The sequence below is a fragment of the Pseudomonas sp. UBA6562 genome (assembly GCF_002434265.1).
GTDB lineage: Bacteria > Pseudomonadota > Gammaproteobacteria > Pseudomonadales > Pseudomonadaceae > Aquipseudomonas.
In genome coordinates, this window is sequence record NZ_DJJS01000009.1 from 85,757 (window position 1) to 100,534 (window position 14,778).

Sequence of the window (14,778 nt, forward strand, 5' to 3'; positions counted from 1 at the left end):
CCGCCGGCACACACGTGCAGGACGCGCGCAATGGCTGGCGTTGGACGGCTGTCGGTAGACCCACACCGATCGCCGACCCTGGCGCTCGAAGGTTTCGAACCGACCTCCATGCGCACCGCTCAAAGCCTGCAACCCGCCTGATCCCCATTCATCGCGCGAGCTTCGCGCCGCTTCCACGGGAAGCCTGAAGCGCGAAGCCCGCCATTGCTTCCGGAGGAAGCTTTTTCATGGAATACGACTACATCATCGTCGGTGCCGGCTCGGCCGGTAACACCCTCGCCACCCGCCTGACCGAAGACGCCGGCACCACCGTGCTGCTGCTCGAAGCCGGCGGCCCGGACTACCGTTTCGACTTCCGCACGCAGATGCCGGCCGCGCTGGCCTTCCCCCTGCAAGGCCGCCGCTACAACTGGGCCTACGAGACCGATCCGGAGCCGCACATGGACAACCGCCGCATGGAATGTGGCCGCGGTAAAGGGCTGGGCGGTTCGTCGCTGATCAACGGCATGTGCTACATCCGCGGCAACGCCATGGACTTCGACGGCTGGGCCAAGCTGCCCGGCCTGGAAGACTGGGCCTACCTCGACTGCCTGCCGTACTTCCGCAAGGCCGAAACCCGCGACATCGGCCCGAACGACTACCACGGCGGCGACGGCCCGTTGAGCGTGGCAACGCCCAAGCCCGACAACAACCCGCTGTTCAACGCCATGGTCGAAGCCGGCGTGCAAGCCGGTTACCCGCGCACCGACGACCTCAACGGCTACCAGCAGGAAGGCTTCGGCCCAATGGACCGCTCGGTGACCAAGAACGGCCGCCGTTCCAGCACCGCCCGTGGCTACCTTGATCAGGCCAAGAAGCGCCCGAACCTGACCATCGTCACCCATGCCCTGAGCGACCGCATCCTGTTCGACGGCAAGCGTGCCGTGGGTGTGACCTACCTGCACGGCGACAGCGAAGAGCGCATCGAAGTGCGCGCACGCAAGGAAGTGATCGTCAGCTCCGGTGCCATCGCCACCCCGCAACTGCTGCAACGCTCCGGCGTCGGCCCGCGCGCGCTGCTCGAAAGCCACGACATCCCTGTGGTGCACGACCTGCCGGGCGTCGGCGAGAACCTGCAGGACCACCTGGAGCTGTACCTGCAATACGCCTGCACCCAGCCGGTCTCGCTGTACCCGTCGCTACTGTGGTGGAACCAGCCGGCCATCGGCGCCGAATGGCTGTTCAACGGCACCGGCATCGGCGCCAGCAACCAGTTCGAAGCGGGCGGTTTCATCCGCAGCCGCCCCGAGTTCGAGTGGCCGAACATCCAGTACCATTTCCTGCCGGTGGCGATCAACTACAACGGCAGCAAGGGCGTGCAGGAGCACGGCTTCCAAGCGCACATGGGCTCGATGCGCTCGCCTAGCCGCGGTCGCGTGCAGGTCAAATCCAAAGACCCGCGCCAGCACCCGAGCATCCTGTTCAACTACATGGCCACCGAGCAGGACTGGCAGGAATTCCGCGACGGCATCCGCCTGACTCGCGAGATCATGGCCCAGCCCGCGTTGGACCAGTACCGCGGCCGCGAGATCAGCCCGGGCGAGCACGTGCAAACCGACGAGGAACTGGACAAGTTCATCCGCGAGCACGCCGAGACGGCCTACCACCCGTCCTGCTCGTGCAAGATGGGCGACGACGACATGGCGGTGGTCGACGGTCAGGGCCGCGTGCACGGCATGCAAGGGCTGCGCGTGGTGGATGCGTCGATCATGCCGATCATCATCACCGGCAACCTCAACGCCACGACGATCATGATCGCCGAGAAAATCGCCGACAAGATCCGCAACCGCGCTCCATTGCCGCGCAGCACCGCCACCTACCACGTGGCCAATGGCGCGCCGGTCAAAGGTAAAGCGATGCGTGAGGTCCAGCAGGGCTGATACCCGGCGCTGGACCGTGGAGTGAGCAGTGCCGATCGGCCAGGCAAGAGCGATCAGCTGCCCTCCCGGTCGCCGGCAACGCCGGCCCACCCCACTAGGACGGCGCAATACCCGGGGTGGCTGTCCGGCAGTGCCCCCACGCGCTCCCTCCCGCCTCCTGGCTCAGGTAGGCAGCGCAAAAAACGTGCGCATCAGCGCGTCGTCGTCCGTACCCAACCGTTCGGCCAGCCGTTGCCGGTCGAACACCGCACCGCTACGCATCTCGCGTAGCGATGCTCCCTCCGGCGCTTGCGCCAACGCCTCAAGACGCACCTCGGTGAATCGATAGGTGTCGGCCTGCACGGCGCGCAGGTTTTTGACCCGCAGATGGCGCCCAGGCAGCATCAACGCCTCGGCTTCGTCCGGCCGGCTCGAAAAGGGCGCAATGGGCGTCGCCTTGACATACGGCCCCGGCTCCAGAACGTAGACCACTGCGCCATCGTCGAACGCCGTGGCGCCGCTGACCTGCGCCTGCGGATCGTTGAACACCTCCCAAAGCGCATAGGGATTTTCGGTGAACGAGGTGAAGTCCGTGGTCACCAGCACGTCACCCGCCCCAATGGCGTGCTCGCCTGCCGTGACGATCCCCGACCCTCGCGCATGCGACCCCGCCCGGTACAAAGGCACTTCACTGCTCGCCCCGATCTGGCCCAGGGCGCGTGCCAGCGCTTGGCTGCGCCGAACGTTCTCGGCCCGGGTGCCGTCCAGGGGCAGTCCCTGCCACAGGCGGTTATAGCGCTCCGGCGCGCTGGTGTACTCGCTGATGGCGGCGGAGCCGAAGCCCAGTTCGTCGCGATAGACGGCATAAGGTTCGCTGAACGCGTCCAGGTATGCACCGCCGGCACCCACCGCTTCGTGATCGGCCCAAGGCACTTCCGTCAGCTGCGCTTGCTGGCGCGCCAATGCCTGATCTGACCTGGCCAGCAGTTCGTCGGCCGCTGGCGCCATGTAGGGCGTCCAGTCGAAAGCGTCCTCATTCGAGGGTTCGGACCCGCCCACCGACAGCGGTCGGCGTCCTTCCTCGAACAGCTCGCCGGCACGCATCATGGCCGCATCGAGCAGGATGAAAAGCATGTCCAACACCACAGCCGACCAGGCCGCCGAGCGCCACGCCGCCTTCCCTGTGAGCGCACGGTCGAGGTGCAAGCCAAGGGTTGCGGCACTCAGCCCCAACGATGTGAGAACGACAGGCCAACCAAACGGTGCCAAGGGGGCGATCAGCACGCCGGCTGTCTCCAAACCTGCCAGCCACTTGGCTTTGCGCAGTTGCGCGTTGGTTGTGAGGCGCTCGTGGGCATCGCTGACCAGTTCGCTCATGAGCCTGTCACGCAGGTGGACGAACAGATCGCCAAGCACCGCTTTCGACCGCCTGGCGACGGCCTTGCCGGCAAGGGAAGCGGCAAGTGTCTGGCGGCTCTCGAACATCTCCAGCCCGATGGCCGCGTCTGTGGAGTACAGGCACATCCTGCCGTTCTTGAGACGACGCACGAACAGCGGCTGGACGAAGGGCGTCGTGGCGGACAGCGCGTACCAGCCCGTGCGTTGGGTCGATGCGAAAGCCTGCCGCAATGCGTCCGTACTACTGGGCAGCGTGGGAACGACAAGGGTGGCGGCAAGCACCTCGCGCCGCTCGGCCACGCTCAACGCACTGCGGCCGACCGCCGCCAGAAAGCGGGCACGAGCCCATACGCAGTAGTCATCGCCGCGCTGCGCCTGGAAGCGTTGCAGGGCCTGGGCATAACGCCCGGCGAAATCCATGTCCCACAAGGCCAGCAGCACTTGCTCGGCACTGAGCCGAACCTCATTGCGCTCGTCGTAATCGGCGTGGCTGGCATCCACTCGATAGAAACCGCCATACAGGCCCAACTCGTCGGCTGCGGCCTGCTGCTGCGCGCTGAAACGCTGGAGGACCAGGTCGGTCAGGGTCATCGAACGCTGCGGCGGCCCACGGTGGCGCCAGCCGGTGTAGCTCAGCGGGCTGCTGGCAGCGGATGGAAAGGTGTGCCAGTACAGCCGGTCGGGATCGAGCCAGTAACCCAGCTGACGCTCCACCAAGTGGCCCGCAGCCCGACGCGCAAGGCCGTGTAGGTCGGGAAACTGCGCCATCAGGCGTTGGGTGATTCGGGCAAGGGAAGGAATATCTTTTGGATTCATGGCGATAGGCAACCTGAGTGAGGGGTGCGCTACTGAAACCGCCTTTACTGGGAACCATTCGGTATCACTTTACAGCCCGCATCGGCATCGGGTTAGAATCGATTGGCACGCGACCTGCTAGCCAAAGCCCACTCAAGGTCTGCCTTTCCCCGCAACACGCTGGAGTACACGCCCTTGGATGCAAGCACCATCAACAGCCTGTTCCTGATCGGCGCCTTGCTGGTGGGTGCGAGCATTCTGGTCAGCTCGCTGTCTTCGCGCCTGGGCATCCCGATTCTGGTCATCATTCTGGCCGTAGGCATGGTCGCCGGCGTCGACGGTGGCGGCATCGTCTTCAACAACTACCCGACCGCGTATTTGGTAGGCAACCTGGCCCTGGCGGTGATTCTGCTCGACGGTGGCCTGCGCACGCGGGTGGCAAGTTTCCGCGTGGCTTTATGGCCGGCGTTGTCGCTGGCCACGGTCGGGGTGCTGATCACCACGGCATTGACCGGCATGGTCGCCGCCTGGCTGTTCGACCTGAGCCTGATCCAGGGCCTGCTGATCGGCGCCATCGTCGGCTCCACCGACGCCGCGGCGGTGTTCTCGCTGTTGGGCGGCAAAGGCCTGAACGAACGGGTCACCGCTACGCTGGAGATCGAATCGGGCAGCAACGACCCCATGGCGGTATTCCTCACCGTCACCCTGATCGAGATGATCGCCAGCAACCAGACCGGCCTGCACTGGAGCCTGCTCGGCCACCTGATCCGCGAGTTCGGCATCGGCGGCTTGCTGGGCCTGGGCGGCGGCTGGCTGATGCTGCAAGCGGTCAATCGCATCCACCTGGCCAGCGCCCTGTACCCGATCCTGGTGATCGCCGGCGGCCTGGTGGTGTTCTCCCTGACCAACGCCCTGCACGGCAGCGGCTTCCTGGCGGTGTACCTGTGCGGCCTGGTGCTGGGCAATCGGCCGATCCGCAGCCGCCACGGCATCCTGCACATGCTCGACGGCATGGCCTGGCTGGCGCAGATCGGCATGTTCCTGGTGCTGGGGCTGCTGGTCACTCCGCACGACCTGCTGCCCATCGCCGTGCCGGCCCTGGGCCTGGCGCTATGGATGATCGTGGTCGCCCGGCCGCTGTCGGTGTTCGCCGCGCTGCTGCCGTTCAAAGCCTTCCATGACCGCGAAAAAGCCTTCATCGCCTGGGTCGGCCTGCGTGGCGCGGTGCCGATCATTCTCGCGGTGTTCCCGTTGATGGCCGGGCTGCCGCAAGCGCAGCTGTTCTTCAACCTGGCGTTCTTCATCGTGCTCATCTCGCTGCTGGTGCAGGGCACCAGCCTGCCGTGGATGGCCAAACTGCTGAAGGTCACCGTGCCGCCCGACCCGGCGCCGATTTCGCGTTCCGCGCTGGAGGTGCACATCACCAGCGAGTGGGAGCTGTTCGTCTACCGCCTGGGCCAGGAAAAGTGGTGCATCGGCGCTGCCCTGCGCGAGCTGAAGATGCCGCCGGGCACGCGCATCGCCGCGCTGTTCCGCGGCGAGGAACTGCTGCACCCCTCGGGCAGCACCGTGCTGCAGGTCGACGACATGCTCTGCGTGATCGGCCACGAACACGACCTGCCGGCCCTCGGCAAACTGTTCAGCCAGGCGCCGCAGCGTGGGCTGGATCTGCGCTTCTTCGGCGACTTCGTGCTCGAAGGCGATGCCGAACTGGGCGCGGTGGCCGCGCTGTACGGTCTGCAACTGGATGGGCTGGACAGCCGCATGCCGCTGGCGCAGTTCATCCGCCAAAAGGTCGGCGGCGCTCCGGTGGTGGGCGACCAGATCGAATGGCACAGCACGCTGTGGACCATTGCGCTGATGGAGGGGAACAAGATCATGAAAGTCGGCGTCAAATTCCCCGAGGGCGCCCGACCCGGTCCTGGCTTGTTCCTCTAAACCTTCGCCACTGCCCCGGCATTTCAAGAATTCTGCCTATGTTCCCGCGCGTACTCCGCACAGCCCTGCTCGGGCTGTGCCTGCTCCTTCCCCTGGCTGGCGTGGCCGCCGAAGCGCCCACCAGCGACAGCGTCCAGCAAAGCCTCGACAAGATCGCCGAGCGCAAACTGCCCGAGGCCGATCAGAAAGCGCTGCAACAGCTGTTGGAAAAGACCCTTTCCTGGCTCGACAGCCGCGACGACAGCCAGCAGAAGCTCGACGCCCTGCGCGTGCAGTTGGCCGACGCGCCCAAGGAAATCAACGACAGCCAGCAGCAGCTCAACCAGCTCAAGGCCAGCCAGCCGGCGCCGGTGGCGCAGCGCTACAGCAAGCTCGACGTGCCGCAGCTCGAACAGCTGCTCAGCGAGCGCAGCACCCAGCAGGGTGACCTGCAAAAGGCGCTGTCCGAAGCCAATAGCCTGATCATCAACTCGCAGACCCGTCCCGAGCGCGCCCAGGCCGAAATCAGCAACGCGCAAAGCCGTACCCAGCAGATCAACAACCTGCTCAAGCAAGGCAAGGACAACGGCAAGACCCTCAGCGCCGACCAGCGCAACCAGCTCAACGCGGAGCTGGCTTCGCTCAATGCCCTGACCCAGTTGCGTCGCCGAGAGCTGGCCGGCAACGGCCTGCTGCAAGACCTGGGCAACGCCCAGCACGACCTGCTGATCGAAAAGGCCGCACGCCTGGAGCAGGAAATCCAGGACCTGCAAACCCTGATCAACGGCAAACGCCTGGCCCAGTCGCAACAGGCCGTCACCCAACAGTCGCTGGAAGCGCAAAAAGCCGGTGGCAGCACTTTGCTGGCCAGCGAGAGCGCCGACAACCTGGAGCTGTCCGACTACCTGCTCAAGAGCACCGACCGCCTCAACGAACTGACCCAGCAGAACCTGCGCGTCAAGCAGCAGCTCGACAACGTCACTCAGGCCGACCAGGCCCTGGACGAGCAGATCAACGTGCTCAAGGGCAGCCTGCTGCTGTCCAAGATCCTCTACAAGCAGAAGCAGGCGCTGCCGCATCTGAAGCTCGACCGCGACCTGGCCGACCAGATCGCCGACATCCGTCTGTACCAGTTCGAGGTCAACCAGCAGCGCGAGCAGATGAGCACGCCGGGCGCCTACGTGGAGAAACTGCTGGCCGACCAGCCGCAGGAAAACGTCACTCCGGCGCTGCGCAAGGCTTTGCTGGAGGTGGCCATCACCCGCAGCGACCTGCTCGAGCGGCTCAACCGCGAGCTGTCGGCGGTGCTCAACGAATCGATCACCCTGCAGCTCAATCAGAAACAGCTGTTCAGCACGGCGCAGAACCTGCGCACCACCCTCGAAGAGCAGATGTTCTGGATTCCCAGCAACAAGGCGCTGGACGTGGAATGGCTGCGCTATGCGCCCGAACGCCTGGTCGAACAGATCGGCGGCCTGCCCTGGGCCTCCGGCGTGACCGAGCTGGGCAGCGGCCTGGCCCAGCACCCGCTGCTGTTCCTGCCGTTGCTGCTGGCCATCGGCGCGCTGCTGTGGCGGCGCAGCTATCTGTACGAGCAGTTGAACAAGGTCCATCAGGACATCGGCCACTTCAAGCGCGACAGCCAGTGGCACACACCCCAGGCGATCCTGATCAACATTCTGTTGGCCATGCCGTTGAGCCTGGCCCTGGCGCTGTGCAGCTACGCCTTGCAGATCGACGCCCGCGGGCAGAACGGCAACCTCGGCGCGGCCCTGTGGCAACTGGCGCAGGCTTGGCTGGTGTTCTATACCGCCTACCGCATCCTCTCTCCGGGAGGCGTGGCCGAGGTGCATTTCCGCTGGTACAAGCCGCAAGTGCAGTTCCTGCGCGGTTGGGTGCGGCGCCTGGGCACCGTGGTGCTGGCCCTGGTCGGCGTGGTGGCGGTGGCCGAACACCAACCCTCGGCGCTGGCCGACGACGTGTTCGGCATCGCCGTGGTCCTGGCCTGCTACGCCCTGATGGCGCTGCTGCTCAGCCGCCTGCTGCTGAGCAGCCCGGCGCACCGCGACACCTCGCTGTTCCGCAAGGCCGTGGGCGTGGCCTTCACCGCCCTGCCCATCGCCTTGTTCGTGGCGGTGTGCTTCGGCTACTACTACACCGCGCTCAAACTCACCGACCGGCTGATCTACACCCTCTACCTGCTGCTGTTCTGGCTGGTGATCGAAGCGGCCTTCATGCGCGGCCTGTCGGTGGCGGCGCGGCGCCTGGCCTACCAGCGCGCGATCAGCAAGCGCCAGGCCAGCAAGGAAGGGCTCGACGGCGAGGTGGTGATCGAAGAGCCGGCCCTGGACATCGAACAGGTCAACCAGCAGTCGCTGCGCCTGATCCGCCTGGCACTGCTCGGCGGCTTCATGGCTGCACTGTATTGGGTGTGGTCGGACCTGCTCAGCGTGTTCGCCTACCTCAACAACTTCACGCTCTACGAATACAGCAGCGGCACGGGCGCGGCCGCCAGCCTGGTGCCGATAAGCCTGGGCGACCTGCTCGGCGCGCTGGTGATCGGCGGCATCACCATCGCCCTGGCCAGCAACCTGCCGGGCCTGCTGGAAGTGCTGGTGCTGTCGCGGTTGAACCTGGCCCAGGGCAGCGCCTATGCCATCACCACGTTGCTGTCGTACGTGATCGTCGGGGTCGGCATCGTCAGCACCCTGGCCACCCTGGGGGTGAGCTGGGACAAGCTGCAATGGCTGGTGGCGGCACTGTCGCTGGGCCTGGGCTTCGGCATGCAGGAGATCTTCGCCAACTTCATCTCGGGCATCATGATCCTCTTCGAGCGCCCGGTGCGCATCGGCGACACGATCACCATCGGCAACCTGTCCGGCACGGTGAGCAAGATCCGCATCCGCGCCACCACCATCACCGACTTCGACCGCAAGGACATCATCGTCCCGAACAAGACCTTCATCACCGGGCAGTTGATCAACTGGTCGCTGACCGACACCATCACTCGCGTTACCCTCAAGCTGGGCATCGACTACGGCTCGGACCTGGATCTGGTGCGCGAACTGCTGCTCAAGGGCGCCGAAGAGAACCCGCGAGTGCTCAAGGACCCCGAGCCCTTGGTGTACTTCCTCAACTTCGGCGAGACCCTGGAGCACGAACTGCGCATGCACGTGCGCGACCTGGGCGACCGCAACCCGACGCTGGACGAGGTCAACCGCTACATCGACAAGGCGTTCCGCGAGCACGGCATCAAGATCTCCGTGCGCCAGGTGGAGGTGTTCCTGATGGACACCAAAGGCGGGCGGCAACAGACGATCGGTCTCGATCCGCGCAAGTCCGATGGCACTGCGCCGGACTGATGGCACTCACACCTAGACCGACGCCAGAACAACCTGGAGAAGCCGCGTGAAAACCCTCGATCAATTGAGCTTCGACACCCGCTTCGCCCGCCTGGGCGATGCGTTCTCGGTCGAAGTGCTGCCCGACCCCATCGCCGACCCGCGCCTGGTAGTGGCCAGCCCCGCCGCCATGGCCCTGCTCGATCTGGACCCGGCGGTCGCCGAACAGCCGCTGTTCGCCGAGCTGTTCAGCGGCCACAAGCTTTGGGAAGGGGCCGAGCCGCGGGCTATGGTGTATTCCGGCCACCAGTTCGGCGGCTACACCCCGCGCCTGGGCGACGGCCGTGGGCTGCTGCTCGGCGAGGTGGTCAACGAGGCTGGCGAGCATTGGGACCTGCACCTCAAGGGCGCCGGGCAGACGCCGTTCTCGCGCATGGGCGACGGCCGCGCGGTGCTGCGTTCCTCGATCCGAGAATTCCTCGGTTCCGAAGCGCTGCATGCGTTGGGCATTCCCAGCAGCCGCGCGCTGTGCGTGATCGGCTCCAGCACCGTGGTCTGGCGCGAAACCCAGGAGCGCGCCGCCATGCTCCTGCGCCTGGCGCAGAGCCATGTGCGCTTCGGCCACTTCGAATACTTCTATTACACCAAGCAGCCGGAGCAGGCGCAGCAGCTGCTCGACTTCGTGCTGGAACAGTACTACCCCGAATGCCAAGAGGAATCGCTGCCGTACCTGGCGATGTTCCGCAGCATCGTCGAGCGCAATGCCGAGCTGATCGCCCACTGGCAGGCCTATGGCTTCTGCCACGGCGTGATGAACACCGACAACATGTCGATCCTGGGCATCACCTTCGACTTCGGCCCCTTCGCGTTCCTCGACGACTTCGACGCCAACTTCGTCTGCAACCACTCCGACGACCGCGGCCGCTACAGCTACAGCAACCAGGTGCCCATCGCACACTGGAACCTGAGTGCGCTGGCCCAGGCACTGACGCCCTTCATCGAGGTGGAAGCCTTGCAGGAGGCGCTGAGCCTGTTCCTGCCGCTGTACCAGGCCCATTACCTCGACCTGATGCGTCGCCGCCTGGGGCTGACCACGGCCGAAGAAGACGACATGGCGCTGGTCGAGCAATTACTGCACTGCATGCAGCGCGGTGGCGTGGACTACACGCTGTTCTTCCGCCACCTGGGCGAGCAGCCGGTGGAAGCGGCCTTGCAGGTGGTACGCGACGAGTTCGTCGACCTGGCGGCGTTCGACCAGTGGGCCGAGGCGTATGGCGCCCGTTGCGCGCGCGAACCGAACAATGCCGAAGGTCGGCGTGACCGTATGCATGCGGTCAACCCGCTGTACATCCTGCGCAATTACTTGGCCCAGCAGGCCATCGAGGCGGCCGAGGCCGGCGACTACAGCGTGGTGCGCGAACTGCACCAGGTGCTGAGTCGGCCCTTCGAGGCACAGCCCGGAATGCAGGCCTATGCGCAGCGGCCACCGGATTGGGGCAAGCATCTGGAAATCAGTTGTTCGTCGTGACAGGCCGTCCGTTTCTACAGGAGCAACCATGCCAAACCCGCTGCTGATCCCCTGCCCCCACTGCGACGGCCTCAACCGTCTGCCTGCCGAGCGCCTCGTCGACGCGCCCAAGTGCGGCCGCTGTAAACGGCCGGTGCTGCTGGCCACACCGTTCGACCTGAGCGAGCAGAGCTACCCCAGCCAGATCAAAGGCGACCTGCCGTTGCTGGTCGACGTCTGGGCCGACTGGTGCGGCCCGTGCAAGGCCTTCGCCCCGGTCTTCGCCCAGGCTGCACAGCAACTGCACGGCCGCTGCCGCCTGGCCAAGCTCGACAGCGAAGCCAACCGCACACTGTCGGCGCAGCTGGGCATCCGCTCCATCCCCAGCCTGATCCTGTTCAGGAACGGCCGCGAAACGGCGCGGCAGGCGGGGGCGTTTCCGTTGCAGGCGTTGATGCAGTGGTTAGGGGGTGAGGGGGTTTAAAAAGTAGGGGCTCTCGAACCTTTGCCAAGAAGAACTCTGAAATTGAGGGATCTTGCGACTCATAGGCCTCAATGAGTGTCACAAGAGCTTCCACTTCATTGGCCTCAGGCGTTCCCGGTTCGGCTTGAAAGATGTGCTCAAGTCGCCTGAACGCTCGCTGCATACCTGCCTCGTCCCGAATAGACTCGACGACCGTATCCATTTCCTATGCTGCCCCTCTTAGCGCTTGAGTACTGCAATGACTCGACGCGGTTCCAATCGATGTCGCGTCCTGCCAACAAGCTGGACGCTACACTCGGCAGCGGCGCCTATGAATCAGGCTTGCCGCTCCAAAACATCATGCAACTCGACGAACTGCCGGCTCAGCTTGTGCTTGGGATCGAAGTGGATCAGCGGTTGGCTGGCGTGGTGCGACTCGCGCATCTTCACCGAGCTGGCCAAGTACACCGGTAGCACCGGCAGGCCTTCGCCGAGCAGTTCGTCGAGCATCTGTTGCGGCAGGCTGGCGCGGGCCTGGAACTGGTTGACCACGATGCCTTCGACGACCAGGCCTGAGTTGTGGTCTTCCTTGAGCTCTTCGATTTCCGCCAGCAGGCCGTATAGCGCCTGGCGCGAAAAGCTGTCGCAGTCGAAGGGGATCAGCACGCGGTCGGCGGCGATCAGGGCCGAGACGGCGTAGAAGTTCAGGGCGGGCGGGGTGTCGATGTAGATGCGCTCGTAGTCTTCGTCGAGCGCGTCGAGCAGTTTGCGCAGCTTGTTGATCTTGTGTTTGGCCTCGAGCTTGGGTTGCAGGTCGGCCAGTTCCGCGTTGGCGGTGATCAGGTGCAGGTTGTCGTAGGGGGTGTGGTGGATGTCCACCTTGTGCTTCTTGGCGGCCGGGCCCCCGGCCAGGCTCTGTTTGAAGAAGTCGGCGATGCCCAGGGGAATGTCGTCGCCGGTCAGGCCCGTGAGGTACTGGGTGGAGTTGGCCTGGGCGTCCAGGTCGATCAACAAGGTCCGATACCCTTCATGGGCACTGACGGCCGCCAGGTTGCAGGCGATGCTGGATTTGCCCACGCCACCTTTCTGATTGAACACCGCGCGCCGCATGGAAAGCCCTCCCTCTGTCAACGAAGGATCGAGTATGTGGTGGGGTTTGTTGCATTACTAGCGTCGGGGCAGCGAAGCGATTTCAGCTCGAAGCTTCTGGCATACAGTTTTTCAGCCAATGCCTACAGAAACTATGGCCTGTGGCAAGTCACCGGTTACGGGATGCGCCGTTGGCGATCCTGTAACCAATGTTTGCTGAACAGCAGTGTGAGCATGTCTGCCGGCTGTATGCGCTCAAATGGCAGTGATCGGCTACGTTCTCCACCCTGCACCGGCCAGGGCGCGACCGCTGCCGTCTTCGTACAGCAGCCTAGCGCTTGTCCCACACTTCGAAACGGTATCCCGGCCCGTCGCTGGGCTGCGGCGCGCTGGACGTCAGTTGCCAGCGGCTCTCGTCGAACACCGGGAACCACGCGTCGCCGAGCGGGCTCAGTTCGACCTGGGTCAGGTACATCCGGCTGACCAGCCCCTGCGCCAACGCCTGGGTATAAAGCTGCGCGCCGCCAATCAACATCACCTCGTCGACGCCCTGCTCGGTGGCCCACTGCTCGGCGCGCCGCTGTGCCTGCTCCAACGAGGCGAACACTTCGGCGCCGTCGAGCTGCAGACCCGCTTGGCGGCTGACCACCAGGTTGAGCCGCCCCGGCAGCGGTCGGCCGAGCGAATCCCAGGTCTTGCGGCCCATGATGATCGGCTTGCCCAAGGTGGTGGCCTTGAAGTACTTGAAGTCCCCCGGCAGGTGCCAGGGCATGGAGTTGTCGATGCCGATGACGCGGTTCTCGGCGAGGGCCGCGATCAGGCTGAGGGGGAGTGGTGTGGTCATGCCGGCGAGGATAGCAAACCCTGCCTGGGTTATGCTTCCACCCTCAATCGCGCACTGGAAGAGCCTGTGACTGGACTGACCCGATTCGACACGCGCTGGCTCACCGAGGCGGTGCGTCTGCGAGAGGAACACGCCGGCCTGCTGGACGACCAGGAGGCCAACCGCCAGGCCCGCCAACACGGCGGCGATCTGGCCCAGCGCATCGAACGCCGCGCCCTGTGGCTGGCCGAGCGCGATGGCATGGTCGCGGCCCTGCGCCATTGGAAACAAGGCGCGCGCCTGGCGCTGCTGGGGTTGATGCTGTTCGCCGTGCTCAGCGGTGCGGGCCTTGCCTTCGCCGCACTGGGCGATGGTGCGCGGCCGGTCAACGTGTTCTGGGCGCTGGGCAGCCTGTTGGGCCTGAACCTGCTGATGCTGCTGGGCTGGGCCGTGGGCTTCTGGCTATCGGGCGAACACGGCGCGGGGCTTGGGCGCCTGTGGCTATGGCTCGCCGAACGCCTGGCACGCGACGCCCAGGCCGCGCAATTGGCGCCGGCGCTACTGGTGATGCTGGAGCGGCGGCGCTTGTCGCGCTGGCTGCTCGGGCTGTGGGTGCATGGCCTGTGGCTGCTGGCGATGCTCAGCGCGCTGGGCATGCTACTGACCCTGCTGGCCGGGCGGCGCTATGGCTTCGTTTGGGAAACCACGCTGCTGGCCGCCGAGCCGTTCGTCGCCCTGACGCAAACGTTGGGCGCCCTGCCCGCCTTGCTCGGCTTCAGCATTCCCAGCGAGGCGATGATCCGTGCCAGCGGCGCGACCCAGCCGGCGCTGGAGGTGGCGCGCCAGGCCTGGGCCAGCTGGCTGCTGGGCGTGGTCCTGGTGTACGGCCTGGTGCCGCGCCTGCTGCTGGCGGCGCTGTGCCTGTGGCGCTGGCGCCAGGGCCGCGCGCGCCTGGAACTGGACCTCGAACTGCCCGCCTACCGCCAGTTGCGCGACGTGCTGATGCCCAGCAGCGAGCGCTTGGGCGTACAGGACCCGGCCCCCGCAATGCTGCCCCAGGCCGAGTTGTCCACACCCGAGTTGGGCAGCCATGGCGCCCTGCTGGTCGGCCTGGAGCTGGACGACCGACGTCCCTGGCCGCCTACACTGCCTGCCACGGTCAGCGACGCCGGCCTGCTCGACAGCCGTGCCTCGCGCAACCGCCTGCTCGAGCAGCTCGGGCGGTTTCCGCCCGAACGCCTGCTGATCGCCTGCGACCCGCAGCGCTCGCCCGACCGAGGTAGCCTGGCGCTGCTCGCGGAGCTGGCGCGCAACGCAGGTGCGACACGCATCTGGCTGCTGCCGGCCGTCGCCGACGAAACCCTGGACGCCACGCGTCTGGGCGACTGGCACGAAGCGCTCGAGCGGCTGGGCCTGGCCCACAGCGAACGCTTGCCGCTCGCCTGGCTGGAGCATGGCCATGACTGAGCGACCGGTACCGCCGAGCCCGTCACAGCGCGACCTTCCACCCAGCGAAAGCAGGCCCACCACCGCTCGCACCGGGCTGC

At 65.7% G+C, this 14,778-nt stretch carries 9 protein-coding genes; 6 read left to right on the plus strand and 3 right to left on the minus strand.

Features of this window, described 5'->3' with window-relative positions:
* The first annotated feature begins 227 nt into the window (after positions 1 to 227).
* On the plus strand, positions 228 to 1,919 hold the full coding sequence (gene betA / locus B4M43_RS19430; RefSeq protein WP_296269107.1) for a choline dehydrogenase: 1,692 nt from the start codon (positions 228 to 230) through the stop codon (positions 1,917 to 1,919).
* Positions 1,920 to 2,081: 162 nt separating this feature from the next.
* On the opposite strand, the gene B4M43_RS19435 is transcribed toward betA, so the two are convergent.
* Positions 2,082 to 4,112, minus strand: a complete 2,031-nt coding sequence (locus B4M43_RS19435; RefSeq protein ID WP_296269108.1) for a dermonecrotic toxin domain-containing protein — start codon at positions 4,110 to 4,112, stop codon at positions 2,082 to 2,084.
* 174 nt (positions 4,113 to 4,286) lie between these two features.
* Between B4M43_RS19435 and B4M43_RS19440 the strand changes: the two genes are divergently transcribed.
* The 4 genes from B4M43_RS19440 to trxC are packed head-to-tail and all read left to right on the plus strand — an operon-like array spanning position 4,287 to position 11,340.
* Positions 4,287 to 6,029, plus strand: coding sequence for a potassium/proton antiporter (locus B4M43_RS19440; protein WP_296269109.1), 1,743 nt, complete (start codon positions 4,287 to 4,289; stop codon positions 6,027 to 6,029).
* 38 nt (positions 6,030 to 6,067) lie between these two features.
* Positions 6,068 to 9,370 carry a mechanosensitive channel MscK gene (mscK, locus tag B4M43_RS19445; protein ID WP_296269110.1) on the plus strand — a complete coding sequence of 1,101 codons (3,303 nt, stop codon included), beginning with the start codon at positions 6,068 to 6,070 and terminating at the stop codon, positions 9,368 to 9,370.
* Positions 9,371 to 9,416: 46 nt separating this feature from the next.
* Positions 9,417 to 10,877 (plus strand): protein adenylyltransferase SelO, encoded by a 1,461-nt coding sequence (selO, locus tag B4M43_RS19450; RefSeq protein WP_296269111.1) that lies wholly within the window; start codon positions 9,417 to 9,419, stop codon positions 10,875 to 10,877.
* Between the two features lie 28 nt (positions 10,878 to 10,905).
* A complete protein-coding gene (trxC, locus tag B4M43_RS19455; RefSeq protein WP_296269112.1) occupies positions 10,906 to 11,340 on the plus strand; it encodes a thioredoxin TrxC in 435 nt (144 codons plus the stop codon).
* A 315-nt stretch (positions 11,341 to 11,655) separates the two neighbouring features.
* On the opposite strand, the gene B4M43_RS19460 is transcribed toward trxC, so the two are convergent.
* The gene (locus B4M43_RS19460) at positions 11,656 to 12,429 is read right to left on the minus strand and encodes a ParA family protein (protein ID WP_296269113.1); all 774 of its coding nucleotides are present in this window, start codon (positions 12,427 to 12,429) and stop codon (positions 11,656 to 11,658) included.
* Between the two features lie 310 nt (positions 12,430 to 12,739).
* On the minus strand, positions 12,740 to 13,252 hold the full coding sequence (locus B4M43_RS19465; RefSeq protein WP_296269114.1) for a dihydrofolate reductase: 513 nt from the start codon (positions 13,250 to 13,252) through the stop codon (positions 12,740 to 12,742).
* A 54-nt stretch (positions 13,253 to 13,306) separates the two neighbouring features.
* On the opposite strand from B4M43_RS19465, the gene B4M43_RS19470 reads away from it, so the two are divergent.
* Positions 13,307 to 14,698, plus strand: coding sequence for a DUF2868 domain-containing protein (locus B4M43_RS19470; protein ID WP_296269184.1), 1,392 nt, complete (start codon positions 13,307 to 13,309; stop codon positions 14,696 to 14,698).
* The last annotated feature ends 80 nt before the right edge of the window (positions 14,699 to 14,778 follow it).